This window comes from Pseudonocardia sp. ICBG1142, from assembly GCF_020496255.1.
Taxonomy (GTDB): Bacteria; Actinomycetota; Actinomycetes; order Mycobacteriales; family Pseudonocardiaceae; genus Pseudonocardia.
Genome location: NZ_JAHLJC010000006.1, coordinates 1 through 26,381 on the forward strand (window position 1 = coordinate 1; position 26,381 = coordinate 26,381).

Here is a 26,381-nt window from a genome sequence, read left to right on the forward strand (position 1 = left end):
CATGGGGCAGGACCCGCGACGGGTGTTCAAGACCCTCGTCGCACTCGTCGACGGGACCATAACGACCGCGGGATCGTGGCCGGTGGCGGCCCAGGCTGGACCTCAAGGCGCTGGCCCCGCCGCCGCGGGCGGGAAGAGGCCGTCATGGCCGACGTCGCGACGCCGAGCGGACCACCGGCTACGCGCGGGCGGCATCTCCCCGCTGGGCCAGCGTCGGCGGTTGCCGACGGTCCTGGACGTCTCTCCGCGAGGAGCACCCGACGGTGTTCTGCTCCGGGGGCAGGCGCGGCCTGGAGATCGAGCTCGCCCCGGCGGACCTGGTGGCACTCACCGGCGCCGTCGTCGCACCGTCGCACCGCGACCGACGGCTGACCGCAGGGGTCACACGGACGGGTCCGATCCGGGCTCCACGCCAGTAGGGTCGGGCCACCGACGGCCCCGGACCGCCGTCGGCACCGTCGAGACGAGCAACGGGGAGCACGCGTGGACCGACCGGAATGGGCGCCCGACGAGGTGGACATGACCAGCCGAGCGTCGCCCGGGTCTACGACTACTACCTGGGCGGGTCGCACAACTTCGAGGTCGACCGTGCCTTCGCCGACGGGTGCTCGACGCGCTGCCCGAGATGGCGGCCGTCGCGCAGGCCAACCGGGCGTTCCTGCGCCGGGCCGTGCCCACCTGTGCGCGCAGGGGATCCGCCAGTTCCTCGACCTCGGCTCGGGCATCCCGACCGTCGGCAACGTGCACGAGGTCGCGGCGACCGCCTGCGACGACGCCCGGGTGCTCTACGTCGACAACGACCCGATCGCCGTCGCGCACAGCCGTGCGTGCTCGATGACGACCCGTCGACGGCCGTCCTCGCCGCCGACCTGACCGACCCGCGACGGGTCCTCGACGACCCCCTGACCCGCAGCCACCTCGACCTGACGCAGCCGGTGGCGTGCTGCTCGTCTCGGTGCTGCACTTCGTCCCGGACGAGGCCGACCCGGCCGGGATCATCGCCGCATACGCCGCCGCGACACCGTCCCCGGCAGCCACGTGGTCGTCAGCCACGCGAGTGACGAGGGGGGCCTCTCCGGTGCGAGCCAGGCCCAAGACAACCTCTACAACAGGGACACGTCCCCGAACCGGATGCGGATGCGCGACACCGAGGAGCTCACGGCGCTGCTGGCCGGCCTGGAGCTGGTGGAACCCGGAGTCGTGCGGATCCCGCTCTGGCGTCCGGAGACCCCGGTGGGCCCCGAGGCGCAGCGCTACCCCGGCCTGGCCGCCGTCGCCCGTCACACCGGGCCGCCCGGCGACTGACAGTGGGAGGAGAGCCGTCATGGCGAAACCCGTCCCCGTCCTGCCCGACGACGGGGGCCCGGGGCCGTCGACGCTGGCCGACGCCTGGGTGCGTCGCCGCGATCGAGGCCCGCAGCTTCGTCTCCGCCGCGCCCGGGCCGACCTGCACGCGGTGCTGTCCGGCGCGGGCTGGTGGTTCACCGCCGTCGTCGAGGGGCGGGCCGAGGAGGTCATGGCCGAGGAGGTCGGCGCCGAGCTGGTCGCCGCACACCTCACCGACCCGGCCGCCCTGCGCTGCTCGATCGACGTGCTGTCCGAGCACTTCGCCGAGCACACCCTCGACCCGGAGCGGGTTCCGCCGCTGGAGCAGGGCGGTCGGGGCGCTGTCGACGGGATACGCCCGGATGCTGCGCGACCGCACCCGGCTGGAGCAGGAGCGGATCAGCTCGGCCGCGTTCGCCGCACGCACGCGCCGCCGCCGAGGACGCCCGCTGGCGCTCCGAGGCGCGCTACGGCGTGGTGTTCGAGAGCTCCGTGATCGGCATCAGCGTCGCCGACACCGAGGGCCGGATCCTGGAGGCCAACCGCACGCTGACCCAGATGCTCGGCCACCGGCCCGGCGGCTCGTGGGCCGCTCGGTGTTCGAGTTCATCCATCCCGAGGACACCCCCGACATGTGGCCGCAGATCGAGGCCATGCTCGCCGGACGGATCGGGCACGTCCGGATGGAGAAGGCCTACTTCCGGGTCGACGGCGACCAGGTGTGGACCGAGCTGACCGTCTCGCTGGTCCGCTCCCCCGACGGCGAGCCCCGCTACCTCGTCGCGCGATGGTCTCCGACGTCACCGAGCGCCGTCGTCGTGCACAGTCGCGGCTGCGTCACCAGGCCCGAGCACGACCCGCTCACCGGGCTGCCGAACCGCTCGCTGTTTCTTCACCCGGCTCGAGGACCGCGCTCGCCGGGCCGTACGGGCTCCCCCGCCCCGGTCGGGGTCTGCTACCTCGACCTGGACGGCTTCAAGGCCGTCAACGACACCCTCGGCCACGACGCGGGCGACCAGCTCCTGCGCACCGTCGCGCACCGCCTCGACGCCGAGCTCCGCCCGGCAGGGCAACACCGTCGCCCGGATGGGCGGCGGACGAGTTCGTGGTCCTCGTGGAGCAGTGCACCGGCGTCGAGCAGCTGGCCGAGGTCGCCGACCGGGCGCTGGCGGTCGTCCGGCGGCCGGTGCACGTGCGCGGCCGGGAGGTGGTGGTGTCGGCCAGCATCGGGATCGTCGCCCGCCCGTTCCGCGACGCCGCGGGCACCGCCACCGGCGAGGACCGTCGCCGGTGCCGCGGGCGCCGCCGAGCTCATGCAGGCCGCGGACACCACCATGTACTGGGCCAAGCGCGACGGCCGGACCGCATCGCGGTCTTCGACCCGGCCCGGCACGCGAACGACGTGCACCTGTTCGAGCTGGCCGGCCGGATGCCGGGCGCGCTGGAGCGCGGCGAGTTCCACCTGGAGTACCAGCCGCTGGTCGCGCTCGACGACGGCGCGCCGTCGTCGGGGTGGAGGCGCTGGCCCGCTGGCGCACCGCCGACGGCGAGCGGCGGCGGCCGGCCGACGTGTTCATCCCGCTGGCCGGCAGACCGGCCTTATCGTCCCGCTGGGGGGCTGCACCTGTTGGAGCAGGCCTGCACCGACGCCCGGTCCTGGGTGGACTCGGGCGCCGACGCGGGCCTGGTGCTCAGCGTGAAAGGCGGGGGGCCAGCAGCTGCGCAGGCCCGACGCCGTCCTCCGCATCGCCGACGTGCTTGGAGCGGACGGCGGGTGGCCCGCCTCGTCGCGTGCAGCTGGAGCTGACCGAGAGCGACCTCATGTCCGCCCTGCGGGGCGCCCGGTGCAGGCGTTGGAGGAGCTGTCGCGGCTCGGGTGTGCGCATCGCCATCGACGACTTCGGCACCGGCTACTCCGAACCTGGTCTACCTGCACCGACATGCCCGGTGGACGGGCTCAAGCTGGCCGGGTCGTTCGTCACCGGCCGGGGGTGGCGCCTGCCCCGGCGAGGAGGGTCCGGACGACCCGGGCCCCGGCGACGTCGACAGCCCGGTCATCCTCTCGGCGATGATCGAGCTGGCGCACACCCTCTCGGGCTGACCGTCGTCGCGGAGTCGGTCGAGACCGGCTGGCAGGCCCGCAGGCTGCACGACCTGGGATCGACATCGGCCAGGGCTGGCACCTGGGGGTCGCCACGCCCCGCGGCCGAGCTCGCCGCGCTGCTGGCCGGGGCCCGCTAGGACGGCGGGCCCGGGGCCAGACGCTGCCGCACGTCGTCGACGATCCGGTCGGCGCGCCGAGCACGGCCGATCCCACCATCCAGGTCTCGTCCTCGACCTCGTGCACCCGGCCGGCGCGGACGGCGGGGCGGCGGTGCCCACAGCCTGCTCACCGCACCCCGGGCACCGGCCGACGGGTCACCGGCCCGGTCGGTGAAGAACACGACGTCGCCGTCGATCTCCGAGGCCATCTCCGGTCCGACCTGCAGCATCGAGTACTCGTTCCAGGCACGGTCGCCCAGGTCGAAGCCCATCGCGGTCAACACGGACCCGGAGAAGCTCCTCGGCCGTAGAGCCGGAACGACTCCGGCTGGAACCGCACGATCGACGCCGTCCGCGGCCGGGCGCACCGACCTCCCTGCCCACCTGCTCGGCGCGCAGCCGCCACCTGTCGAGCAGCTCCTCCATCTCGCCGGTGCGCTGCACCGCGGCAGCGGTGACCCGGGCCTGTTCGGTCCAGTCGGTGCCGCTGCCGATCGAGGAACACGGTCGGGGCGATCCGCGCGAGCTGCGCGTGGAGCGGGGTGTGCCGCGTGGCCGAGCCGATGATCAGGTCGGGCCGCAGCGACGCGACCCGCCTCGAGGTCGGGATCGTTGATCGCTCCGGTCGGCCGGGTGCCCGTCAGGCGGTCGACCAGGTACGGCGGGAACCCGGCCCCGACCGACGACTCACTCGCCCCGACCGGGACGATCCCGAGCGCGACCAGCGCGGTCCAGGGTGCGGGAGTCCAGCACCACGACGCGCGACGGCCGCGCCGGCAGCCGCGTCTCACCATCCGCGTGGGTGACCGTGTAGCCGCCTCCCCCGGACGGGGCCGGCTCGGGCGCCGCGGCGCACCCGGCCACCACGAGGCAGCAGCGCGGACAGGACCGCAGCGGCCGCCGACGCTCTCAGAGATCGGATCTTCGACACGGAGGGAACATACCGGGCACATAGGGTAGGCATACCTTTTCTGCCGGCTTCTACCGGTCGAGCTGCTCTCGCCGCCGCCATCCGGCGACGACCTCGCGCAGCCGGTCGTGTTGTTGCTTCTTCAGACCGTGATCGCCGTCGAGCAGCACCACCCGCCGGTCGGGGACCGTCGCCGGGACGCCGAACCGGTCGCTGCGGCCCTGCTCCACCACGAGCACCGGCACCCCGGCGCCGTCGAGCTCCGGTGCCCGGGTCCGCTCCGGACGGCCCGGGGGTGGTGCAGCGGGAAGGCCAGGCACAGCACCGCGGCGGCACCGGCCGTCGTCGCCGTGCGGCAGGCGACGCGCGCACCGGAGCTGCGGCCGCCGACGACCAGCGGCCCGTCGTGGCCGGGCCGCACCGCCGCGACGACGGCGAGCCACGCCTCGTCGAGGTGCCCGGCCGGCGGGGGGCCCGCCGGCCCGCGACCCGGTAGGGCTGCTCGACCAGGCCGACGTCGAACCCGGCGGCGGTGGCCGCCGCGGTCGCGGTGACCAGGTCGGGGGCGTCGACACCGCCGCCGGCGCCGTGCCCGAGCAGCAGCAGCCCGCGCGGTTGTTCCGCCCGGTGCAGGGTGACCCGGCCGGTCCGCGCGGGGTGTCGACCTCGCGCGCCCCGGTCACGACAGCAGGTCGAGCTGGATCGGCTCGGTCACCTGGTCGTCGGGGATCCGGTCGAGCAGCTCGGGAGCGTTGTTGCGGACGTTGTTGACCTGCGGCGACACCGGCCGGATCTCGAGGGTGGACACCAGCTCGGGGGTCGGCGGGACGAGCAGCCGGGTGACCCGGTCGTCGCCGGTGCCGCGGTCCGGGTCGAGCCAGTCCGACCAGTCGTCGGGGCGCAGCACGAGCGGCATCCGGTCGTGCACCTGGGCGAGCGGGCCGACCGCCTCGGTGGTGAGCACGCAGGCGGTGACCAGGCCGTCCGGGTACTTCTCGGCGAGCTCGCCGCCGCTGGGCCGCCAGTACTCCCACAGGCCGGCCATCGCCATCGTGGCGTCGTCGGCGTAGTGGGTGAAGTACGGCTGCTTGGTCGGCTTGCCGGTCCCGCCCTGGCTCTTCGGGACGGCGTCGTGGCGCTGCCACTCGTACCAGCCGTCCATCGGGAACAGGCAGCGCCGCGACGCGGCCGCACGGCGGAACGCGGGCTTCTCGGTGATCGTCTCCGACCGGGCGTTCACCATCCGCGCACCCGCCGACGGGTCCTTCGCCCAGAACGGCACCAGGCCCCAGCGGACGGTCCGCAGCGACCGCTCGGTGGTGTCCCGGTCGGGTTCGCCGCTCTCGTCGCGGGGGTGGCGTTCGACCACCACGGTGATGTCCTTGGTCGGCGCCACGTTGTAGTCCGGACGCTGCGAGGACTCCTGCGTCGCGTCGACGGCGTGGAACTCGTCGGCCAGGTCCGCGGGGGCCTTGGTGGAGGCGTAACGGCCGCACATGCATCCCATGCTCCCATGTGGGGAAGGATGGGGGCGTGAGCTACTGGACCGCCCCCACGCCCGGGTCGCCGGTGACCGGCACCGTGACCGTCCCCGGGTCGAAGTCGGTGACCAACCGTGCGCTGCTGCTCGCCGGGCTGTCCGGCGGCGGGGTCCGGGTCGACGGTGCGCCGCCCACCCGCGACACCGCGCTGATGACCGGCGCGCTCACCGCGCTGGGCGTCCCGGTCGTCACCGAGGGCGACACGGTGCGGATCGGCGCGCACGGCGGGCTGCGCGGCGGCACGGCGGCGTTCCCGGCGGAGGTCGACTGCGGGCTGGCCGGGACAGTCATGCGGTTCGTCCCGCCGGCCGCGGCGACGGCGTCGGGTGCGGTCCGCTTCGACGGCGACCCGCGCGCCCGGGAGCGCCCGATAGGCACCGTGCTGGGCGCCCTGCGCGACCTCGGCGCCACCGTGTCCTTCGACGGCGCCGCCGACGCGCTGCCCTTCGTCCTGGACGGGGGCCCGGTCCGGGGTGGCGAGGTCACGATCGACGCGTCGGCGTCGTCGCAGTTCGTGTCCGGGCTGCTGCTGTCCGGGGCGCAGTTCGAGCGCGGGGTGACCGTCCGCCACGACGGGAAGCCGCTGCCCTCGCTGCCGCACATCGCGATGACGGTGGAGATGCTCCGCACCGCCGGGGTGGTCGTCGACGACGGCGAGCCGAACCGCTGGCGGGTCGAGCCCGGCCCGGTCGCGGCGCGGGACTGGACGGTCGAGCCGGACCTGTCGAACGCCGCGGTGTTCCTCGCCGCGGCCGTCGTGACCGGTGGGCGGGTCACCGTGCGCGGCTGGCCCGCCGAGACCACCCAGCCCGGCGTCGACGTGCTGCCGGTGCTGGAGCAGTTCGGCGCGACCGTGTCGCACACCGCCGAGGGGCTGACCGTGACCGGCCCGGACCGGCTCAACGGCGTCGACGTCGACCTGCACGACGCGGGCGAGCTCGCACCCACCGTCGCGGCGATCGCCGCGCTCGCCTCGGGCACCTCGCGGCTGCGCGGGATCGGGCACCTGCGCGGGCACGAGACCGACCGGCTCGCCGCGCTCGCCACCGAGATCACCGCGCTCGGCGGCGCCGTCACCGAGACCGACGACGGGCTGGTCATCGAACCGAAGCCGCTGACCGGGCGCGCCGACCGGCCCTGGGGCGCCTACGCCGACCACCGGATGGCGACCGCGGGCGCGATCATCGGTCTGGTCGTGCCGGGCGTCGAGATCGACGACGTCGCCAGCACCGACAAGACCATCCCGGACTTCCCCGGCCGGTGGGCGGCGCTGGTCGGGAACTGACGTGCCCCGCGACATCAGCAGGCTCGACGAGTCCGACGTCCGCGTCCGCCCGGGACGGCGCGGCAGCCGTCCGCGCAGCAAGCGCCGCCCCGCGCACGCCGACGCGACCCGCGCGATGGTCACCGCCGTCGACCGGGGCCGCTGGACCTGCGCGGTCGACGCCGACCCGAGCCTCCCCCAGGTCGTCGCCATGCGGGCCCGCGAGCTGGGCCGGACGCCGGTCGTCGTCGGGGACCGGGTGGACCTCGTCGGGGACCTGTCCGGCGAGCCGGACACCCTCGCGCGGATCGTGCGGGTCGCCGAGCGCGAGACCGTGCTGCGCCGCACCGCCGACGACACCGACCCCTACGAGCGGATCGTCGTCGCGAACGCGCAGCGGCTGATCGTGGTCACCGCCGTCGCCGCCCCGGTGCCGCGCAGCGGGTTCGTCGACCGCTGCCTGGTCGCGGCGTTCGCCGGCGGGCTGCAGCCGGTGCTGTGCCTGACCAAGTCCGACCTCGCCGACCCGGAGCCGTTCGCCGCGCAGTACCGCGAGCTCGGCGTGCCGGTGCTGGTGACCGGACGTTCGGAGTCCGGGCCGCCGACCGGGCTGGACGCGCTGCGCGCGGAGCTGTCCGGGCGGCTGTGCGCGCTCGTCGGACACTCAGGGGTCGGCAAGTCCACGCTGGTCAACGCGATCGTCCCGGCCGCGACCCAGGCCATCGGGCGGGTGTCGGGCGTCGGCAAGGGGCGGCACACGACCACCGCGGCCCTGGCGTTCCCGCACGCCCACGGCTGGGTCGTCGACACCCCGGGGGTCCGGTCGTTCGGGCTCGCGCACGTCAGCGCGGACGACGTCGTCGCCGCGTTCGGCGACCTCGCCGAGGCCATCGAGGACTGCCCGCGCGGCTGCGGACACCTCGGGCCGCCCGCCGACCCGGAGTGTGCACTGGACGACCTGGTCGCCTCCGGCGCGCTCGGAGGAGGCAGACTCGACGCGTTGCGCCGCGTGCTGGTGGCGCTGGCGACCGACAGGTTCTGACGGTCCTGACAGTTCCGACGATCACGATGAAGGCCGGGGAGCGGGTAGTGCCGGGACGGCGCGCGATGACGCTGCTGCTGTGCGGGGCGGTGCTGGTACCCGGGCTGTCCGGGTGCTCGTGGCCCGGCTCGTCGGGCGCCACCCCGCCGCCCGCGGTCGCGCCGGCGGCGCTGCCGAAGTACTACGACCCGGCCCCGCTGGTCGCCGACGTGCGGGCTCGCACCCGGCTCGACGGCGGCTCGACGCTGTCGGTGGCGGGCACCTTGACCCACGACGGCACGACCGTCCCGGTGACCGGCGACGGCGCCCTGCGGGTCGACGGGGCCGGGGACGCCCCCGCCGTGCGGCTGCTGCTGCGCTCGGGGCCTTCCGGCACGGTCGCCCGGAGCACCGAGATCATCCGGATCGGCGGCCGCACCTGGCTGCGCCCCGGCGACGGCGGCTGGGGCGAGGCCGGGCGGGTCCCGCTGCCACCGGAGCAGATGGCGCACGCGACGCTCGCCGCGAACGTCGCCGCCGGGGTCGACCCGCTGGGGGCGGTGGCCCGCTACCCGGACGCGGTGCTCGTCGCCGACGCCGCCGACGCCGCCGACGACGCCGTCGACGGCACCCCGGCCGTGCACTACACGCTGGTCGTCGACCTGGTGCGGGCCGTGGCGACCGAGACCGACCCGGCGCGCCGGGCGGCGCTGCAGGCCCAGCAGCGGGCCGGGCTGACCCGGCTGAGCTCGGAGATCTGGGTCGACGCCGAACGCAGGCCGCTGCGCAGCCGGGTCCGCCAGCAGCTCCCCGACGGCGCGGCCCTCGACGTCCTCGTCCGCTACGACGGTTGGGGCGCCCCGATCACCATCGAGCCGCCCGTCCGCGGCTGAGGGCCCCGGCCCTCCGGGTGCCGCTGCGGCGCGACGACGGGCCGTGGCGGCCTCCGATCCGGGCTACGGTGCGATGCATGAGCGAGCGGGTCCGGACCACCGTGGACGACGGCGTCGCCGAGGTGCGGTTCACCCGGCCGGAGCGCCGCAACGCCCTCGACGTCGCCCAGTTCACCGCGATCGTGCACGCCGCGGACGCGCTGCGCGACCGCGCGGACGTCCGCGTCGTGGTGCTGTCGGCGCAGGGGCCGGACTTCTGCGCGGGCCTGGACCGCGACATGTTCCGCGCGATGCGCGCCGGCGAACGGCTCTCGGCCACCGCCGAGCTGCCCCCGCCGCGCGACGGCTCCCCGGCCCGCGCGACCGGGCAGCGCGCCGCGTACGCCTGGACCGAACTGGACGTGCCGGTGATCGCCGCCGTGCAGGGGCACGCGCTGGGCGGCGGACTGCAGATCGCGCTCGGCGCGGACCTGCGGGTCGTCGCCCCCACCGCGACGCTGTCGGTGCTGGAGATCGTCTGGGGCCTGGTGCCCGACATGGGCGGCACGCTGCTGCTGCCGCAGCTGGTCGGGCGCGACGTCGCCCGCGACCTGACCTTCACCGGGCGCACGGTGTCCGGCACCGAGGCCGTCGCGCTGGGGCTCGCGACCCGCACCGCCGAGGACCCGCGGGCCGCCGCGCTGGCGACCGCACGGGAGATCGCCGCCCGCAACCCGTACGCGGTCCGCGCGGCGAAGCGGCTGCTCGCGACGCCCCGTCCGCCCGCCGAGCAGCTCGCCGCCGAGCAGGCCGAGATCGGTGCGCTGATCGCGAGCCCGAACCAGCGCGAGGCCGTCGCCGCGCGGCTGGAGGGCCGCGACCCGGTGTTCGACGACCCCTCCTGAGGACGGGGTCAGCGTCGGTCGAGACGCTCCCGCGCGCGCTCGGCGGCCCGTGCTCGCACCGGGTCGGGCCGGTGGGTCCGGACCGGCTGGGTGTCACGTACCAGGGCCCGCAGCGCGCCGAGGTCACCGCTGATGAGCCCGGCGGTGCGGGCCTGCACGAGCGCGTTGCCGAGCGCGGCGGCCTCCACCGGCCCGGCGACGACCGGGCGGTCGCAGGCGTCGGCGGCGAGGTCGCACAGCAGCTTGTTGCGCGCACCCCCGCCGACCAGATGCACCACCGGAGCGGACCGCCCGGACAGCTCCGCGGCCCGGTCCACGGCGGACCGGTAGGCCAGCGCGAGGCTGTCGAGGACGCACCGCACCACCGCGGCCCGGTCGGCGGGCACCGGCTCCCCGCGTTCGCGGCACGCCTCGGCGATCCGGGCGGGCATGTCGCCGGGCTCGAGGAACCGCGGGTCCCCGGCGTCGACGACGGAGCCGAACGCGGGCCTGCGGCCCGCCTCCGCCAGCAACGCGTCGAGGTCGGGCGCGGCGCCGCCGTCGGCGTCGGTCCAGGTGCGCAGCGACTCCTGCAGCAGCCACAGCCCCATCACGTTGCGCAGGAAGCGCACGGTGGAGTCGACACCCAGCTCGTTGGTGAACCCGGACGTGCGGGCGTCCTCGGTGAGCACCGGCTTCTCCAGCTCCACCCCGACCAGGGACCAGGTGCCGCAGGAGACGTAGGCGAAGTCGTCGCCGGCCGCGGGGACCCCGAGCACCGCCGACGCCGTGTCGTGCGACCCCACTGCGGTGAGCGGGACCGGGCCGGACAGCCCGGTCGTGGCCAGCACCTCCGGCAGCAGCTCTCCGATCCGGTCACCGGGCTCCACCAGCGGCACGAGCAGCCCCGGGTCCAGCCCGAGCCGCACCGCCAGGTCGGTGGACCACCGGCGGGTCCGCGCGTCGAGCAGGCCGGTGGTGGAGGCGTTGGTGACCTCCGCCCCGACCGCGCCGGTCAGCCAGTACCCCAGCAGGTCGGGCACGAGCAGCATCCGCTGCGCGACGGCCAGGGCGGCGCCGCCCTGGCGGGCGGCGAGCTGGAACACCGTGTTGAACGGCAGGTGCTGCAGCCCGTTGACCGCGTACAGCTCCTCCGGGCCGACGACGGCGTGCACCGCGTCCACCCCGGCCCGGTGCGACGGGTCGCGGTAGTGCACCGGGTTGCCGAGCAGCGTGCCGTCGTCGTCGAGCAGGCCGACGTCGACGGCCCAGCCGTCGACGCCGACGCCGTCGAGCCGCCCGGCGGCGCGGCCCGCGGCCCGCAGGCCGTCGAGGACACCGCGGTACAGGTCGAGCACGTCCCAGTGCAGGATGCCGCGCACCCGCACCGGCCGGTTCGCGAACCGGTGCGCCTCGGTGAGGTCGAGAGTCCCCGGCCCCATCCGGACGGTCATGACCCGCCCGCTGGAGGCACCGAGGTCGACCGCGGCGACGGTGCCGGTCCTCATCGCAGGAACGCCGCCGCGACGCCCGAGTCCACCGGCACGTGCAGCCCGGTGGTGCGCGTGAGATCGCCGCCGGTCAGCGCGAACACCGCAGCGGCGACGTGCGACGGGAGCACCTCGCGCTTGAGGATCGTGCGCTGCGCGTAGAACTCGCCCAGCTCCGACTCCTCGACGCCGTAGACGGCCGCACGCTGCGCACCCCAGCCGCCGGCGAAGATCCCGGACCCGCGGACCACACCGTCGGGGTTGATGCCGTTCACCCGGATTCCGTACCCACCGAGCTCGGCGGCCAGCAGGCGGACCTGGTGGGCCTGGTCGGCCTTGGTGGCGCCGTAGGCGACGTTGTTCGGCCCGGCGAACACGGCGTTCTTCGAGGAGATGTAGACGATGTCGCCACCCATCCCCTGGTCGATCATGATCCGGGCGGCTTCGCGGGAGACCAGGAAGGAACCCTTGGCCATCACGTCGTGCTGGAGGTCCCAGTCGGCCTCCGTGGTCTCCAGCAGCGGCTTGGAGATCGACAGCCCGGCGTTGTTGACGACGAGGTCGACGCCGCCGAAGGCCAGCGCAGCCTCGGCGAACGCGGCGGCGACGCCGTCGGCGGAGGACACGTCGGCGGCCACCCCGATCGCGACGTCGGTGCCGCCGAGCTCCGCGGCGGCGTCGGTGGCCTTCTGCAGGTCGAGATCCGCGACGACGACGCAGGCACCCTCGGCGGCCAGCCGCGCGGCGACGGCCTTCCCGATCCCGGACGCCGCGCCGGTGACCAGCGCGACCCGGGTCGCCAGCGGCTTCGGCCTGGGCATCCGGGCGAGCTTGGCCTCCTCCAGGGCCCAGTACTCGATGCGGAACTTCTCGGACTCGTCGATCGGGGCGTAGCGGGAGACGGCCTCGGCACCGCGCATCACGTTGATCGCGTTGACGTAGAACTCGCCGGCGACCCGTGCGGTCTGCTTGTTCGCGCCGAAGGAGAACATCCCGACGCCCGGGACCAGCACGATCGCCGGGTCTGCGCCGCGGATCGCGGGCGAGTCGGCGTCGGCGTGCCGGTCGTAGTAGGCGCGGTAGTCCTCGCGGTAGACCGCGTGCAGCTCGCGCAGCCGCGCCGCGCACTCCTCGACCGTCGCCGACGGCGGCAGGTCGAGCACCAGCGGCGTCACCTTGGTGCGCAGGAAGTGGTCCGGGCAGGAGGTGCCCAGCCCGGCCAACGGCGCGAGCTTCTCCCGGGACAGGAAGTCCAGCACGACCTCGGAGTCGGTGAAGTGTCCGACCTGGGGCCGGTCGGTGGAGGCCAGCCCACGGACCACCGGGGCGAGTGCGGCGGCCCGGGCGCGCCGCTGCTCCGGCGGCAGCGGCTCGTGGCCGGGACGGACGGCGCCGAACGGCTCCGCGACCCCGCGGGAGTCCAGGTACTCCTGCGCGGTGCGGATGATCTCCCGGGAGTGCGCCTCGCAGGACGCGGCGTCCTCACCCCAGGCGGTGATGCCGTGCCCGCCGAGGATCACCCCGATCGCCTGCGGGTTCGCCTCGGCGACGGCGGCGATGTCGAGCCCGAGCTGGAACCCGGGGCGGCGCCACGGCACCCACAGCACGCGGTCGCCGAAGATCTCCTTGGTCAGTGCCTCGCCGTCGGCGGCGCAGGCGATCGCGATGCCGGCATCGGGGTGCAGGTGGTCGACGTGCGGTGCGGTGACCAGGCCGTGCATCGCGGTGTCGATCGACGGCGCCGCCCCGCCCCGCCCGTGCAGGCAGTAGTCGAACGCGGCGACCATCTCGTCCTCGCGCTCGACGCCCGGGTAGACCTCCACCAGCGAGCGCAGCCGGTCCAGCCGCAACGCCGCCAGGCCGGCCTCGGTGAGCGTGCCGAGGTCGCCACCGGAGCCCTTGACCCAGAGGAGCTCGACGTCGCCGCCGGTGACCGGGTCGGTGGCGGTGCCCTTGGCGGAGGTGTTGCCGCCGGCGTAGTTCGTGGTGCCCGGGTCGGCCCCGAGGCTGTTCGAGCGGGCGATCAGGTCGGCGACGACGGGGTGCGTGGTCATGGTCTCCTCGTTCGGGGTCGGGTCGGCGGCGGTCATCAGGCGCCCCAGGACGCCTGCTCGCCACCGACGCGGGTCGCGGCGAGGTGCTGGTCGTGACCGGAGGCGCGGTAGGCCACGAACGGGTCGACGGGTAGGCCGCGGGCCTCGCGGAACCCGGCGAGCAGCGGGCGGACGTCGGCGGTGAACGCGTCGACGAGCACCTGGTGGGCGCCGAGGACGTCACCGGCGGCCTGGGCCTCGCGCAGCGCGGTGCGGTCGACGAGCAGCGCCCTCGCGGTGGCCTCCTGCACGTTGAGCACCGAGCGGATCTGGCCCTGGATCTTGGGCTCGATGTTGTGGCACTGGTCGAGCATGAAGTTCACGCCCTGACCGCTCAGGGCGTCGTTGCCGACGATCTCGTTCATGATCCGGAACAGCTGGAACGGGTCCGCGGCGCCGACGATCAGGTCGTCGTCGGCGTAGTTGCGGGAGTTGAAGTCGAACGCGCCCAGCCGCCCGGCGCGCAGCAGCTGCACGACGATGAACTCGATGTTGGTGTTCGGCGCGTGGTGGCCGGTGTCGAGCACGACCTGGGCGCGGTCCCCCAGCGCCAGGCAGTGCAGCAGCGAGGTGCCCCAGTCCGGCACGTCGGTCGTGTAGAAGTACGGCTCGAAGAACTTGTACTCCAGCAGCAGCCGCATGTCCGGGTCGAGCAGCGCGTAGATCTCCGACAGCGACTCGGCGAGGCGGTCCTGGCGGGCGCGGATGTCGTCCTGGCCCGCGTAGTTGGTGCCGTCGGGCAGCCACAGCTTCAGGTCGGTCGACCCGGTGGCGCGCATGACCTCGACGCACTCGGCGTGGTGGGCGATCGCCTTCTTGCGGACCAGCGGGTCCGGGTGGGTCAGCGAGCCCAGGCGGTAGTCGTCGTCCTGGAAGAGGTTGGAGTTGACCGCGCCGATGCGCACACCGGAGTCGGCGGCGTGCGCGGACAGCGCGGCGTAGTCCTCGACCCGGTCCCACGGGATGTGCAGCGAGACCCGCGGGGCCAGCCCGGTGAAGCGGTGCACCGTCGCGGCGTCGGACACCTTCTCGAACGGGTTCCGCGCGGTGCCCGGCTGCCCGAACACCTTGAACCGGGTGCCCGAGTTCCCGAACGCCCAGCTCGGCAGCTCGATCGTCTGCGCGGACAACGCGGACAGGACCGTCTCGGACGGCGTCATCGGTGATCACCCCGGTGTGTTCGACACGAGACCACCTCATGGTGGCCGCGAATTGAAACGAATCAATGTCAGAGCGACACCGTACGGTTGCGGCGAGGATCCGGTCAACCCGAGTCTCGCATCGACCACGAAACGTCGTGCTCGTAGGCCCTTGCTTGCCGTCGGTGCGCTGTGTCACACTGCGCCGACCGCAGGAATGAAACGGTTCATTGTTGCGGCGGATCGAGGGGGATTCCGGTGGCCGAGCGCGTGTGCTTCCTGATGCACCTGCGGCCCGAGCGGGTCGACGAGTACCTGACCGCACACCGCGAGGTGTGGCCGGAGATGCTCGACGCCCTGCGCCGGCACGGCTGGCGGGACTACTCGCTGTTCGTGAAGCCCGAGGCCGCACTCGTCGTCGGCGTCGTCGTCTGCGACGACTTCGCGGCCGCACTGGCCGGCATGGACGGCGAGCCGGTCAACGCGCGCTGGCAGGCCGCGATGGCCCCCCTCGTCTCCACCGGCGACGGCACCCGCCCCGACCAGGGGCTGGACCGTCTCACCGAGTACTTCCACCTCGACTGACCCCGACCCACCTTCCGACCCCTGAGAGGGCTGCGACGATGCGAATCGGAAGCACGAGCACCACCGGATGGAAGGCGACGGCCGCCGTCGCCATGTCCAACTACATCGAGGCCGGTGCGATCATCGCCATCGCCACCAGCCTCTCCCTCTGGCAGGACGCCTTCGGCATCGACGACTTCGCCGTCGGACTGCTCGCCGCGTTCAGTGCCAACGCCTTCGGCGCGGCCATCGGAGCCGCGATCGGTGGGCCGCTCTGCGACCGCTACGGCCGCAAGTTCATCTACACCTACGACCTCGTGGTGTTCATGGTCGGCGTCCTGATCGCGACGTTCGCGGTCAGCTTCCCGATGCTGCTCGCCGCGTTCCTGATCACCGGCATCGCGGTCGGGGCAGGTGTCCCGGCGTCGTGGACCTACATCGCCGAGGAGGCACCCGCGCACGAGCGCGCCAAGCACGTCGGCGCGGCCCAGCTCGCGTGGTCAGCCGGTCCGGTCGTGGGGTTCCTGCTCGCCGTGGTGCTCACCGCCCCGCTCGGGCTGCTCGGGGCGCGCCTGGTCTTCTTCCACCTGTTCCTGGTGGCGGCCGTGGTCTGGTGGATCCGGCGGGGCCTGAGCGAGTCGACGCTGTGGAAGGCCGCCCGTGCCTCCGAGGGCGGCACGCCGGCGCCGCGCCGCGGCCTGCGGGAGCTGTTCTCGCGCGGCACCAACATCAAGGCCCTCGCCTTCCTGTTCGGCATCTACGGGTTCTGGGGGATCGTGGCCGGCCAGATGGGCATCTTCATGCCCCGCGTCTACGAGACCGCCGGTGTCCAGAGCGAGGTCGAGCAGAACCTGCTCCAGGTGCTCCTCTGGACGTGCACGCTGCTCGCGACCTACTTCGGCTTCCAGCGCTACGCCGACCGGATGAGCCGTCGGACGTTGTACGTCATCGGCGCGGTGCTGGGGGTGTTCGCGTGGGTCCTGCTGGTCTTCGCCGACGCGACGCTGCCCGTGCTGCTCCTCTTCGCGGTCTCCTGGGGTGTGTCCGCGGGAATCGGCGCCCAGGCGTTCTACGCCCTGTGGACCAGCGAGCTCTTCGCCACGCCGTACCGGGCCAGTGCCCAGGGCGTGCTGTTCTTCGCGGCGCGCGTGTCGATCGGTCTCCTGAGCTACTTCTTCCCGGTCATGCTCGCCACGAGCGGTGTCCCCGCGGTCGGGCTGCTGATGATCGGGCTGCTCCTGCTGTCCCTGGTGGTCGGCGCGGTCTGGTCCCCCGACACCCGCGGGAAGACGCTGACCCAGCTCGAGATCGAGCGCTACGGCGAGGTCCTCTCCGACACCGTCACCCGACCGGCCACGGACCGCGCCGGATCCCCCGGCGCGTAACCGGGCCCGCCCCGGTGGGTGCGGAGGGCCACCGTGCGCGACGGCTACCGTGGGCGGGTACCTCAGGTCGGCCGGAGGGTGGTCCGTGGCCAGCATCAAGGACGTCGCGCGTCTGGCCGGCGTCTCGCTCGGCACGGTCAGCAACGTCCTGAACCGGCCCGAGCGGGTCGGCGCGGAGCGCCGGGCACGGGTCGAGCGGGCCATCGAGGAGCTCGGGTTCGTGCGCAGCGAGCCGGCCCGGCAGCTGCGCGCCGGGATGAGCCGCACCGTGGCCGTCGTCGTCCTCGACGTCACCAACCCGTTCTTCGGCGAGATCGTCGAGGGCGCGGAGGAGGTCGCCGAGGCCCATCACGCGCAGGTGGTGGTCTGCAACAGCGCCGGTGACCCCGCGCGGGAGGCCCGCCACCTCGACCGGCTCCTGCAGCAGCAGGTCGGCGGCATCCTGCTCTCCCCGGTGCACGAGGTCGCCGGCGCCGCCCAGCTCGCGTCACGCCGGTCCCGTCCGCCGGTGGTGTTCGTCGACCGGGTGCCCTCGGGGTGGGGGTTCGCCTCCGTCGCCGTCGACGACGTCCGAGGTGGTGCCCTGGTCGGGGAGCTGCTCAGCGACACCCGGCACGAACGCATCGCCTTCGCCGGTGGTCCGTCGGGGTTGCGCCAGGTCGTCGACCGGCTGCACGGGTTGCGGTCGGCGTTCCGCGGCCGCGAGCCGGTGCACGTGGTCGACGTCGACGAGCTCACCATCCGAACCGGCGCACGCGTCCTGGACGATCTGCTCGCGCTGCCGACCGCGAGCCGCCCGACCGCGGTGTTCTGTGCCAACGATCTGCTGGCCATCGGGGTGCTCAACGCCTGTGTGCGCCGCGGCGTCGCCGTCCCGGACGAGCTGTCGGTCGTCGGCTACGACGACATCTCCTTCGCCGAGACCGCGAGCGTCCCGCTCACCACCGTCGCCCAGCCCGCGCGCCGGCTCGGGGTCGAGGCCGCGCAGCTGCTGCTCGGCGGCGAGCAGCGCAGCGTCGTGTTCTCCCCCGAGCTGGTGGTGCGGTCCTCCACGCGACCCGCACCCGCAGGCTGAGGGCTCAGCCCAGCTCGACCAGGAACGGCAGCTCGGTGCCGTCGTACCAGGCGAGCTCGTGGTCCTCGGCCTCGCCGACGAGGAACTCGGCGTCCATGTCGCCCAGGTCGGCCTTGTCGACCGCACCGGCCGCCTCCCGGACGGCGTGCTCGGCCTCCGGCAGGTCGACGTGCACGGCGGCGATCTTCGACAGCGGCACCGGGCCGGTCACCCGGACCGCGCCGTCGTCGAGGTCTGGGCGCAGGGTGACGTCGTCGGTGTCGGCGGACACCACGACCCGGCGGGCGGGGGTGTCGTTCTCGCCCAGGCCGAACTCGACCGCGAGCAGCCGCAGCGACGCCCGCGCCGCCTCGTTCATCGCGGCGTACTCGAGCTCCTCGTCGTCACCCGCGGTGTAGGACTCGCGCAGCTTCGGGGTGAGTGCGAACGCGGTGCCGCCGAGCGGCTCGAAGTTCCCGGTCTTCACGGCGCGGGCCAGCATCGGCCAGGTTGCGGGGAGGTAGATCCTCAACGGTGCTCTCCTCTGACGGGGCTCACCCCGACTGTCGCAGTGTCTCGAGGAGCTCCTCGAGCGACTCGTCCACCATCCCGGCCAGCACGTCCAGGTCGCCCATGGCGTCCCGGTCCCCGTTCAGGCCGTAGTAGACACCGCCGTCGTAGCTGGTCAGGCCGATGGAGACGGCCTGGCCCTTCGCCAGCGGGACCACCGGGAACATCTCCAGCATCCGCGCCCCGGCCGCGTAGAGCGGGAACTGCGGCCCGGGGACGTTGGTGACGACCAGGTTGAAGAAGTGCCGTGCCATGCCGTTCGCGGCGCGGGCACCGACGGCGTGCAGCGTCGGCGGGGCGAACCCGCCGATCCGGACCAGGGTGTCGGCACCGACGGCGTCGCCGGTGTCGGTGTGCTCGCGCATCTGGTGGGTGACCTGGTGCAGCCGCACCAGCGGGCTCGGCTCGCCGACGGGCAGGTCCACCAGGAACGAGGCCACCCGGTTCCCGAGCGACCCGCCGGCCGCCGAGCTGGGCACGTCGCCCTCGCCGCGCACCGACAACGGCACCAGCGCCCGCACCGACGACGACCCGGCGACCGGCTCGCCGCGTGACATCAGCCAGGTCCGCAGGGCACCGGCGATCACGGCGAGCACCACGTCGTTGACGTCGCAGCCGTAGGCGGCGCGGACCTTGCGGTAGTCCTCCAGGTCGGTGCGGGCCAGCGCGAACCGGCGCTGGGTGGAGATCTCGGCGTTCAGTGGCAGCCCCGGCGCGCGACGACCCGCGGTCCGGGCCATGTTCAGGACCTTGCCCGCGGCCCCGGCGAGCTTGCCGACGGTGGCCAGCGCGTCCCCCGCGGCGACCCGCACGTTGTCCACGATCTCGGTGGGGCGGGTGACGGCCTCGGAGATCGCGTCGAGCACCAGCTGCCCGTCGGTCGGCTCGGGGCGCGGCATCCACAGCTCGTCCGGGGTGGCCCGCGGCTCGGCGGAGACGTCGAGGATGACCTGGCCGATGTCGATCGCGGAGATCCCGTCGACCATCGCCTGGTGGGTCTTGGTGAGGATCGCGACCCGGCCGGTGTCGCCGTCCCCGGCGGGGCCGAGCCCCTCGATGAGGTACATCTCCCACAGCGGACGGGTGTGGTCCAGCGGCCGGGACATCAGCCGTCCGACCAGGTCGGTCAGCTGGTCCTCGCTGCCCGGACGGGGCAGCGCCGAGCGCCGCACGTGGTAGGCGATGTCGAACTCCGGGTCGTCCACCCACACCGGACGCGCGAGGTTGGCCGGGACGTGGCGCACCTTCTGCCGGTAGCGCGGCACCAGCGCGATCCGCTGCTCGATCAACTCGACCAGGCGGTCGTAGTCGAACCCGTCGTCCGCGCGCTCGAAGACGGCGACCCCGCCGACGTGCATCGGGGTGGTCGCCTCCTCCAGGTACAGGAAGGACGCGTCGAGTGCGGAGAGCCGGGACGGCATGGCCGCGATCCTACGTGCGACGCTTCTCCCCGTGAGCGATGCAGGTGCGGTCTCCCCGAAGGACCGGTTCATCACGGTCTACGGCCGCAAGCCCGTCCTGGAGGCGCTGGCCGACCCCGACCTGGAGGTCGACAAGGTCGTGCTGGCCGACACGGTGCGCGGTGGCGGCGAACGCGAGATCACCGCGGCCGCCCGCGACCGCGGGGTGCCGGTGCAGCGTGCGACCGCGCAGCGGGTGAAGGTGCTGGCCGGCAACGGGCGCCACGACCAGGGTGTGCTGGCCGACGTCGTCGCCCCGCGGATGTCGCCGCTGGAGCACTTCCTGTCCGACCTGGGCACCAGGCGGCCGGCGTCGGTGCTGGTCCTCGACGCCGTCACCAACCCGTCGAACGTCGGGATGATCCTGCGCAGCGCGACGGCCGCCGGTCTGGACGGCGTGCTCCTGCCCCGCCGCGGGGTGCCCGCCATCGACCCGCTGGTGATCAAGGCCTCGGCCGGGGTGGCGTTCGCCGCGCCCGTGCTGCGCTGCGCCACCGCCGCCGAGGGCGTCGACCTCATGCACGCGGCCGGGTTCGGCGTGTTCGGCCTCGACGCCGGCGGCGACTCGCTGCTGGAGGCGTCGCTCCCGCCCCGGGTCGCCCTGGTGCTGGGCAACGAGACCGACGGCCTGACCGAGGACGTCCGCTCCCGGCTCGACGGGATCCTCTCGCTGCCGATGTACGGCGGGGTCGAGTCGCTCAACGTCGCCTCCGCCGGTGCCGTCGCCGCCTACGAGCTGCTGCGCCGACGCTGAGCGGTCACCTAGTGTCGGGGCGATGGTGCGCCGTCGCATTCCCCGCCCGTCCGAGCTCGCGCCGCTGCTGCGGCCCGCCCCGTTCACCCTGGACCGCACGGCGGCCCGGCTGGCCCGCGCGTCGAGCATCGGGGACCTGCGCGAGCTGGCCCGGCGGCGGGCGCCGCGGGCGGTGTTCGACTACACCGACGGGGCCGCCGAGGACGAGGTGAGCCTGCGCCGGGCCCGCGAGGTGTGGGCCTCGGTGGAGTTCTCGCCGACCGTGCTCACCGACGTCTCCCGGGTGGACACCGGCCGGGACGTCCTCGGCGGGCGCTCGTCGCTGCCGTTCGCGCTGGCCCCGACCGGCTTCACCCGCATGATGCACACCGAGGGCGAGCGCGCGGTCGCCGCCGTCGCCGCCCGGGCCGGGATCCCCTACGCCCTCTCGACCATGGGCTCCACGACGATCGAGGGCGTCGCCGAGGCGGGGCGCGGCGGGCGGCACTGGTTCCAGCTCTACCTGTGGCGTGACCGATCGGTCGCCCACGAGCTCGTCTCCCGGGCACGCGAGGCCGGCTACGACACGCTCCTGCTCACGGTGGACACTCCGGTCGGCGGCAACCGGCGCCGCGACGCGCGCAACGGCCTGTCCATTCCGCCCGCGCTGTCGCTGCGGACCTTCGTCGACGGTGCCCGCCACCCCCGCTGGTGGTTCGACCTGCTCACCACCGAGCCGCTGACGTTCGAGTCGCTCGCCGCGGGCGACGGCAGCCCGTACGAGGTGATCAACCGGGTGTTCGACCCGGCCCTCACCCTCGACGACGTCACCTGGCTGCGCGGCGCCTGGCCCGGGAAGCTTGTGGTCAAGGGCATCCAGTCGGTCACCGACGCCCGCCGCGTCACCGACGCGGGCGCCGACGGCGTGCTGCTGTCCAACCACGGCGGACGCCAGCTGGACCGCGCCCCGGTGCCCGCCGAGCTGATCGAGCCGGTGGTGCAGGAGCTGGGCGACGACGCGGAGGTCCTGGTGGACACCGGGATCACCCACGGCGGCGACGTCGTCGCGGCGGTCGCGCTCGGCGCCCGCGCGGCGCTGGTCGGCCGCGCCTACCTGTACGGGCTGATGGCCGGGGGCGAGGCCGGGGTGGCGCGCGCCGTGGAGATCCTGCGGGCCGAGGTGGAGCGCACGATGCAGCTGCTCGGCGTCACCCGGGTCGACGACCTCCGCCCGGAGCACGCACGGCTCCGCTCGTCGACCAGCGGCCACCATCACCCGAACGAGCGACGTCCCGGCGCTGCGCCCCGGCGCTGACCGGGCCAGCATGGGGCGCATGGGTTTCCTGGACAAGGCCAAGGAACTGCTCGGCCAGCACGACGACAAGGTCGACCAGGCGCTGAACAAGGCCGGTGACGCGGCGAAGCAGAAGTACGCCGGTCACGACGGCCAGATCGACGCGGCGACGAAGTTCGCCCGGGAGAAGACCGGCACCGGCGACACCACCGCCCAGCAGCCGGGCCCGGACGGGCAGGCCCCGCCGCCGCCTGCGCCGGGTGAGGCCCCGCCGCCGCCTCCGCAGCAGTAAGCCTTCGCAGCAGTAGGCAGAGCACGACCGACCCGGCCGACCGCCGGGCCGCCCACGAGGCGCCGTCCGCTCACCGCGGGCGGCGCCTCCGCACGTCACGACCCGCCCGGCCCGGTCCCCGGCGGCTCAGCCCCGGGCGGGGACCCCGAGCAGGACCTCCAGCTCGCCGAGGGTGGTCTCGGCGCCGGTGTGCCGCACCCCGACCGCCCCGGCCGCGGCGGCGCCGCGCACACACGCCCCCATGTCGTCGACGACGACGCAGTCCCCCGCGGGCAGGCCCAGCTCCGCCGCGACGGCGGCGAAGGAGTCGGGACTCGGCTTGCGGGCACCGCGGACCGCGCCGAGCAGCACCGTGCCGAACGCCGCGGCGACCTCGTCGGGCACCGCGTGCGCGCCGGAGAACAGCGCGGTGCGGATCCCCGCGGCCGCGGCGCGACGGGCGTAGGCGAGCAGCAGGGCGCCGCCGGCAGGGTCGTCGAGGACACCGCCGTAATCGACGATCAGGCCGCGCAGGGTCCGGGTGTCCGCCACGCGACCGACGGTACCGAGTGTCGCGGCCGCCCGGGGCCCTCGCCCAGCACTGCCGCCTCGCCGCTCGACCGCCGCGGCTCAGTGCTGCTGCTTCGCCGCTCGACCGCCGCGGCTCGGTGCTGCTGCTTCGCCGCTCGACCGCCGCGGCTCAGTGCTGCTGCTTCGCCGCTCGACCGGCGCGGCTCAGTCCAGCGCGCGGCGCAGGAAGCCGCGGATCCCCAGGAGGGTGAACAGCACGATCGCCGCCACCGGGACGAGCACGCACACCCACAGCGGGATGTGCGGGACCTGCGGCACCAGCGACGCGCGGATCCCCTCGCTGACGTAGGTCAGCGGGTTGAGCGCCGACAGCACCTGGAACCAGCGCAGGTCCGCCAGCGTGAGCCACGGGTACTGCACCGAGCCGGTGAACAGCAGCGGTGTGAAGATCACCGCGAACAGGATGTTGATCCGCCGCGGCGGCACCGCGGTGCCGAGCGTGAGCCCCATCGCCGCACCGAGCAGGCTCCCGAGCACCACCATCAGCAGCGCGGGTGCCAGCCCGTCGACCGGCCACCGGATGTCGATCATCAGGAAGCCGATGGGCACCATCAGCAGGCTGGCGATCAGGCCGCGCAGCCCCGCGAAGACGATCTTCTCGACGGCGACGGCCCACACCGGCATCGGCGCGAGCAGCCGGTCGTCGATCTCCCGGGTCCAGGACAGCTCGAACACCAGCGGCAGCGTCACCGCCTGCAGGGCGCCGAACATCGCGTTCAGCGCGATCAGACCCGGCAGCATGATCTGCCCGTACTCGGGCGCGACGAAGCCGCCGCGGCCGAGGACCACGACGAACACCAGCAGGAAGAAGAACGGCTGCACCAGCGTCTGGGCGAGGAACGACGGCAGCTCCCGGCCGGTGACGAACAGGTCGCGGCGCAGCACCGCCAGGAAGGCGCGCCCGGTCATCGGAGGTCCCTCCCGGTCAGGTCGATGAACACGTCCTCCAGCGTCGCCTGCCCCAGGCTGACGTCGCGCACCGTGGCGCCGTGCCGCCCGAGCAGATCGACGGCCGGTGCGAGCAGCGCCGCCGGCTCCCCGGTGACCGACAGCCGGAACGCCGTCGCGGTGCCGCTCTCCCCCGGGCCGCGGCCCGGCGGGGTCTCGGCGCGGGCGACACCGCCCAGCCCGGCCAGCGCCGCCCGCAGCGTTTCCGCCGCACCGGGGCCGTGGTCGGCGACGATCTCCACCGTCGCGCTCCCCGGCAGCGACCGGACCAGCGCGTCCGGGGTGTCCAGGGCGAGCAGCCTGCCGTGGTCGACGATCCCGATCCGGTCCGACAGCTTGTGCGCCTCGTCCATGTCGTGGGTGGTCAGCACGACGGTCACGCCCTCGGCGCGCAGGCCGCCGATCTGGTCGTGGACGAACAGCCGGGCCTGCGGGTCCAGGCCGGTGGAGGGCTCGTCGAGGAACAGCACCTCCGGCCGGTGCATGAGCCCGCGGGCGATCATGACGCGTTGGGCCTGACCACCGGAGAGGTCGTCGGCGATCGCCTTCGCCTTGTCGGTCAGCCCCATCCGCTCCAGCAGCTCGTCGGCGCGGCGGTTGCGCTCGGCCCGACCGACACCGTGGTAGGCGGCGTGGAAGATCAGGTTGTCGCGGACGCCTAGGGACCGGTCCAGGTTCTGGCGCTGCGGGACGACGGCCAGCTTCGCGCAGACGGCGACGGCGTCGGCGCGCACGTCGAGACCGGCGACCCGGGCCGTGCCCGAGGTCGGCACCACGCGGGTCGTGAGCACGCCGACGGTCGTGGTCTTCCCCGCGCCGTTGGGGCCGAGCAGTCCGAACACCTCGCCCTCGGCCACCGAGAACGACAGGCCGTCGACGGCGTTGCCCTTCGCCTTCGGATACCGCTTCACCAGGTCGACCACCTCGACCGCGGTCCGCCCCATCGCACTCCCCTGCCGATCACGTCGCGTCGGACCGATCCTGCTCCAGGTCGACGATCACCGCGACCAGATAGTCGCGGACGGCGGCGTCGAGTCCGTCCGGTGGTTCCCGCAGCCACGGCCCGCGACCGTCCGGACGGGCGGCGCGCCACCGGTCCCGTCCGGCGTCGGTGAGCGCGACGAGCCGGACCCGCCGGTCGGCCGGGTCACCGCGGCGGGCCACCAACCCGGCCGCTTCCAGCGCGTCGACGACCGGGGTCAGGCTGGTCGGGGCGACCCGGACCCGGGCCGCGAGCTCGCGCTGGGCGAGCCCGCCGCACCGCTGCAGCACGTCGAGGACGGCGAACCCGGTGACGCCGAGGCCGTGCGCCCCGGTCCGCCGGCGACGTTCGGCGAGCACCGCCGCCCCGGCCCGGACGACGAGGTCGGCCAGCGACTCCGCGGGGCCCTCCACCGGGTCGGGCGCGGCGACGAGACGGGGCGGGGTGAGATCGATCCGTCCCGGTGGGCGGGGTGCGGGCATCGCGGGAGGGTAGGACGGGGCCGGACCCGGCGGGCGCGGTCGGGCGGAGCCGGTCGCGTTCGCGAACACCGGCCGCCGTCGCCGTGGTGGGCCACACACGGCCCGCCTCGTCGCCGTGGTGGGGCCACGCACGGCCTTCCCGTGCTGTGGTGGGCCACGCACGGCCTTCCTCTCGACGCCCCTCGCCGTCGTGAGCCACGCACGGCCACACCCACGCCGATGGATCAGCCGCGGCCCGACCCGCCTCCCCCGGGTCGTGCTGGTCCGGACCATGCGGAGCCGGACCATGCGGAGCCGGACGGTCCGGTGGCGGACGCGAGCCGGTTCCCGCCGTGGCGTCGGGGCGCGCCGCAGTCTGACGCCGTGACCACGACGACGACCGACGCCGACCCGGATGCCGGTGCCCGCACCCGGACCGGCACCGCTCCGGGGAGCGGTACCCGCGTGCGGGCCGACACCGCCCCGGATGCCGGAGGCCGGACCCGGACCCGGACCCGGACCCGGACCCGGACCGGAGCGGACTCCGGGGCCGGATCCGGTCCACGCACCGACACCGCCCGCCCCGGGTCCGCCGAGGAGCCGGCGCCGGCCCTGCCGTCCGGACCTGCACCGCTCCTGGCCCGCACCCCCGCCGACGTGCCCGAACCGCTCGCGCCGGGGGTGGTCGTCGTGCTGCCCGGTGGCTTCCGGATGTCCTCCGGACCGGCGCCCGCACCGCGCGAGGCGGTCCGCCCCGTCCCGGTGCCGACGGTGCCGGAGGACGTCTCCCCGGCCGACCTCGCCCGGGTACGGGCCCCGGCCACCGGGATCGTCCGACTGCTGACCGAGGTGCTCGCCGGGCGTCGCCCGCCGGAGGGGGTCGCGGCCGTCACCACCCCGGCGGTGCGTCGCTACCTGACCGCGGCCCGGTTCGTGCACTCGGGCCACCGGTCCCGTGGCCTCTCGGGCGTCGGAGGACGGGCCGGTGCCCCCGGCTGCGGGCGTCCGGGCAGACCGACCGCGCGCCGGGCGCCGCGGGTGCACGTGGGCCTGCCCCGGCCGGAGGTGGCCGAGGTCTGTGCGACCGTCACCGTCGGCGGGCGGGTACGTGCCCTGGCGCTGCGGCTGGACCGCACACCGGACGGCCGGTGGCTCGCCACCGCCGTCCGGCTCGTGTGAGACCCGCGTCCGGGTGCCCGCTCGTGCGCGTCCTGCCGGTGGGACCGTGGGAGACCTGCCGTCGGGCCCCCGCTCGTGCGGGTCGCG

Annotated in this window: 27 protein-coding genes and 4 pseudogenes; 19 read left to right on the forward strand and 12 right to left on the reverse strand. The window is 74.6% G+C overall.

What is annotated here, in order from left to right:
* From KPL59_RS37485 to KPL59_RS37495, 8 genes and pseudogenes are all read left to right on the forward strand, one after another.
* Window positions 1–419 (forward strand): annotated as a pseudogene (locus KPL59_RS37485) (YbaK/EbsC family protein); the annotation flags it as partial.
* A gap of 78 nt (window positions 420–497) precedes the next feature.
* A pseudogene (locus KPL59_RS35530) lies at window positions 498–578 on the forward strand (hypothetical protein); the annotation flags it as partial.
* 10 nt (window positions 579–588) lie between these two features.
* Complete coding sequence (locus tag KPL59_RS36810; protein ID WP_308187853.1) at window positions 589–873, forward strand: SAM-dependent methyltransferase; 285 nt, start codon at window positions 589–591, stop codon at window positions 871–873.
* A 165-nt stretch (window positions 874–1,038) separates the two neighbouring features.
* Window positions 1,039–1,305, forward strand: coding sequence for an SAM-dependent methyltransferase (locus KPL59_RS35540; protein ID WP_374111609.1), 267 nt, complete (start codon window positions 1,039–1,041; stop codon window positions 1,303–1,305).
* Window positions 1,306–1,324: 19 nt separating this feature from the next.
* Entirely contained in the window at window positions 1,325–1,822 is a 498-nt protein-coding gene (locus KPL59_RS09220) for a hypothetical protein (RefSeq protein ID WP_226360560.1), read from the forward strand.
* Between the two features lie 88 nt (window positions 1,823–1,910).
* Window positions 1,911–2,396: pseudogene (locus KPL59_RS37490) on the forward strand (diguanylate cyclase domain-containing protein); the annotation flags it as partial.
* Window positions 2,279–3,133 carry a diguanylate cyclase domain-containing protein gene (locus tag KPL59_RS35550; RefSeq protein ID WP_374111613.1) on the forward strand — a complete coding sequence of 285 codons (855 nt, stop codon included), beginning with the start codon at window positions 2,279–2,281 and terminating at the stop codon, window positions 3,131–3,133. The pseudogene KPL59_RS37490 and the gene KPL59_RS35550, both read left to right, overlap by 118 nt.
* 14 nt (window positions 3,134–3,147) lie before the next feature.
* Complete coding sequence (locus KPL59_RS37495; protein WP_374111614.1) at window positions 3,148–3,567, forward strand: hypothetical protein; 420 nt, start codon at window positions 3,148–3,150, stop codon at window positions 3,565–3,567.
* Here KPL59_RS37495 and KPL59_RS09235 read toward each other — a convergent pair.
* From KPL59_RS09235 to KPL59_RS09245, 3 genes and pseudogenes are all read right to left on the reverse strand, one after another.
* Window positions 3,564–3,872: a hypothetical protein gene (locus KPL59_RS09235; RefSeq protein WP_226360562.1), complete on the reverse strand. Its 309-nt coding sequence runs from the start codon at window positions 3,870–3,872 to the stop codon at window positions 3,564–3,566. The two genes, KPL59_RS37495 and KPL59_RS09235, sit on opposite strands and share 4 nt — an antisense overlap.
* Window positions 3,873–4,569: 697 nt before the next feature.
* A pseudogene (locus KPL59_RS09240) lies at window positions 4,570–5,181 on the reverse strand (alpha/beta family hydrolase).
* Window positions 5,178–5,996, reverse strand: coding sequence for an SOS response-associated peptidase (locus tag KPL59_RS09245; protein WP_226353275.1), 819 nt, complete (start codon window positions 5,994–5,996; stop codon window positions 5,178–5,180). Before KPL59_RS09245 ends, KPL59_RS09240 begins: the two are co-directional and overlap by 4 nt.
* A gap of 35 nt (window positions 5,997–6,031) precedes the next feature.
* On the opposite strand from KPL59_RS09245, the gene aroA reads away from it, so the two are divergent.
* The 4 genes from aroA (at window position 6,032) to KPL59_RS09265 (ending at window position 10,101) form a co-directional block, all read left to right on the forward strand.
* Window positions 6,032–7,324: a 3-phosphoshikimate 1-carboxyvinyltransferase gene (gene aroA / locus KPL59_RS09250; protein WP_226353274.1), complete on the forward strand. Its 1,293-nt coding sequence runs from the start codon at window positions 6,032–6,034 to the stop codon at window positions 7,322–7,324.
* A gap of 1 nt (window position 7,325) precedes the next feature.
* The gene (rsgA, locus tag KPL59_RS09255; protein ID WP_226360563.1) at window positions 7,326–8,345 is read left to right on the forward strand and encodes a ribosome small subunit-dependent GTPase A; all 1,020 of its coding nucleotides are present in this window, start codon (window positions 7,326–7,328) and stop codon (window positions 8,343–8,345) included.
* 65 nt (window positions 8,346–8,410) lie between these two features.
* A complete protein-coding gene (locus tag KPL59_RS09260) occupies window positions 8,411–9,217 on the forward strand; it encodes a hypothetical protein (RefSeq protein ID WP_226360564.1) in 807 nt (268 codons plus the stop codon).
* A 77-nt stretch (window positions 9,218–9,294) separates the two neighbouring features.
* Window positions 9,295–10,101 (forward strand): crotonase/enoyl-CoA hydratase family protein, encoded by an 807-nt coding sequence (locus KPL59_RS09265; RefSeq protein WP_226353271.1) that lies wholly within the window; start codon window positions 9,295–9,297, stop codon window positions 10,099–10,101.
* 8 nt (window positions 10,102–10,109) lie between these two features.
* On the opposite strand, the gene KPL59_RS09270 is transcribed toward KPL59_RS09265, so the two are convergent.
* From KPL59_RS09270 to rhaI, 3 genes are read right to left on the reverse strand one after another with little or no spacing between them, the layout of a single operon-like run.
* On the reverse strand, window positions 10,110–11,588 hold the full coding sequence (locus KPL59_RS09270; RefSeq protein WP_226353270.1) for a rhamnulokinase family protein: 1,479 nt from the start codon (window positions 11,586–11,588) through the stop codon (window positions 10,110–10,112).
* Window positions 11,585–13,624 carry a bifunctional aldolase/short-chain dehydrogenase gene (locus tag KPL59_RS09275; protein ID WP_226360565.1) on the reverse strand — a complete coding sequence of 680 codons (2,040 nt, stop codon included), beginning with the start codon at window positions 13,622–13,624 and terminating at the stop codon, window positions 11,585–11,587. Before KPL59_RS09275 ends, KPL59_RS09270 begins: the two co-directional genes overlap by 4 nt.
* A gap of 35 nt (window positions 13,625–13,659) precedes the next feature.
* Entirely contained in the window at window positions 13,660–14,823 is a 1,164-nt protein-coding gene (rhaI, locus tag KPL59_RS09280; RefSeq protein WP_226353269.1) for an L-rhamnose isomerase, read from the reverse strand.
* Window positions 14,824–15,060: 237 nt separating this feature from the next.
* On the opposite strand from rhaI, the gene KPL59_RS09285 reads away from it, so the two are divergent.
* The 3 genes from KPL59_RS09285 to KPL59_RS09295 all read left to right on the forward strand — a co-directional run bounded on the left by KPL59_RS09285 (window position 15,061) and on the right by KPL59_RS09295 (window position 17,826).
* Window positions 15,061–15,387, forward strand: coding sequence for an L-rhamnose mutarotase (locus KPL59_RS09285; protein ID WP_308187854.1), 327 nt, complete (start codon window positions 15,061–15,063; stop codon window positions 15,385–15,387).
* Window positions 15,388–15,425: 38 nt separating this feature from the next.
* Window positions 15,426–16,751, forward strand: a complete 1,326-nt coding sequence (locus KPL59_RS09290; protein ID WP_226360566.1) for an MFS transporter — start codon at window positions 15,426–15,428, stop codon at window positions 16,749–16,751.
* Between the two features lie 85 nt (window positions 16,752–16,836).
* Window positions 16,837–17,826 carry a LacI family DNA-binding transcriptional regulator gene (locus KPL59_RS09295; protein ID WP_226353267.1) on the forward strand — a complete coding sequence of 330 codons (990 nt, stop codon included), beginning with the start codon at window positions 16,837–16,839 and terminating at the stop codon, window positions 17,824–17,826.
* A gap of 4 nt (window positions 17,827–17,830) precedes the next feature.
* Here the strand turns inward: KPL59_RS09295 and KPL59_RS09300 are convergent, their stop codons facing one another.
* Entirely contained in the window at window positions 17,831–18,337 is a 507-nt protein-coding gene (locus tag KPL59_RS09300; protein WP_043276975.1) for a hypothetical protein, read from the reverse strand.
* A gap of 22 nt (window positions 18,338–18,359) precedes the next feature.
* Window positions 18,360–19,796, reverse strand: coding sequence for a wax ester/triacylglycerol synthase family O-acyltransferase (locus tag KPL59_RS09305; RefSeq protein WP_020622724.1), 1,437 nt, complete (start codon window positions 19,794–19,796; stop codon window positions 18,360–18,362).
* Here KPL59_RS09305 and KPL59_RS09310 point away from each other — a divergent pair.
* The 3 genes from KPL59_RS09310 to KPL59_RS09320 are packed head-to-tail and all read left to right on the forward strand — an operon-like array spanning window position 19,795 to window position 22,154.
* Complete coding sequence (locus KPL59_RS09310; protein ID WP_075310372.1) at window positions 19,795–20,589, forward strand: RNA methyltransferase; 795 nt, start codon at window positions 19,795–19,797, stop codon at window positions 20,587–20,589. The two genes, KPL59_RS09305 and KPL59_RS09310, sit on opposite strands and share 2 nt — an antisense overlap.
* 22 nt (window positions 20,590–20,611) lie before the next feature.
* The gene (locus tag KPL59_RS09315; RefSeq protein ID WP_226360567.1) at window positions 20,612–21,883 is read left to right on the forward strand and encodes an alpha-hydroxy acid oxidase; all 1,272 of its coding nucleotides are present in this window, start codon (window positions 20,612–20,614) and stop codon (window positions 21,881–21,883) included.
* 19 nt (window positions 21,884–21,902) lie between these two features.
* Window positions 21,903–22,154, forward strand: coding sequence for an antitoxin (locus KPL59_RS09320; RefSeq protein WP_020622727.1), 252 nt, complete (start codon window positions 21,903–21,905; stop codon window positions 22,152–22,154).
* A gap of 126 nt (window positions 22,155–22,280) precedes the next feature.
* Here KPL59_RS09320 and KPL59_RS09325 read toward each other — a convergent pair whose 3' ends face one another.
* The 4 genes from KPL59_RS09325 to KPL59_RS09340 form a co-directional block, all read right to left on the reverse strand.
* Window positions 22,281–22,685 carry an HAD-IA family hydrolase gene (locus tag KPL59_RS09325; RefSeq protein ID WP_226360568.1) on the reverse strand — a complete coding sequence of 135 codons (405 nt, stop codon included), beginning with the start codon at window positions 22,683–22,685 and terminating at the stop codon, window positions 22,281–22,283.
* Between the two features lie 183 nt (window positions 22,686–22,868).
* A complete protein-coding gene (locus KPL59_RS09330) occupies window positions 22,869–23,633 on the reverse strand; it encodes an ABC transporter permease (RefSeq protein ID WP_226360569.1) in 765 nt (254 codons plus the stop codon).
* Window positions 23,630–24,616 (reverse strand): ABC transporter ATP-binding protein, encoded by a 987-nt coding sequence (locus KPL59_RS09335; RefSeq protein WP_226360570.1) that lies wholly within the window; start codon window positions 24,614–24,616, stop codon window positions 23,630–23,632. Before KPL59_RS09335 ends, KPL59_RS09330 begins: the two co-directional genes overlap by 4 nt.
* Window positions 24,617–24,632: 16 nt before the next feature.
* Complete coding sequence (locus KPL59_RS09340) at window positions 24,633–25,136, reverse strand: MarR family winged helix-turn-helix transcriptional regulator (RefSeq protein ID WP_226360571.1); 504 nt, start codon at window positions 25,134–25,136, stop codon at window positions 24,633–24,635.
* A gap of 363 nt (window positions 25,137–25,499) precedes the next feature.
* Between KPL59_RS09340 and KPL59_RS36815 the strand changes: the two genes are divergently transcribed.
* The gene (locus KPL59_RS36815; RefSeq protein ID WP_308187855.1) at window positions 25,500–26,294 is read left to right on the forward strand and encodes an Rv3235 family protein; all 795 of its coding nucleotides are present in this window, start codon (window positions 25,500–25,502) and stop codon (window positions 26,292–26,294) included.
* Window positions 26,295–26,381 lie beyond the last annotated feature (87 nt).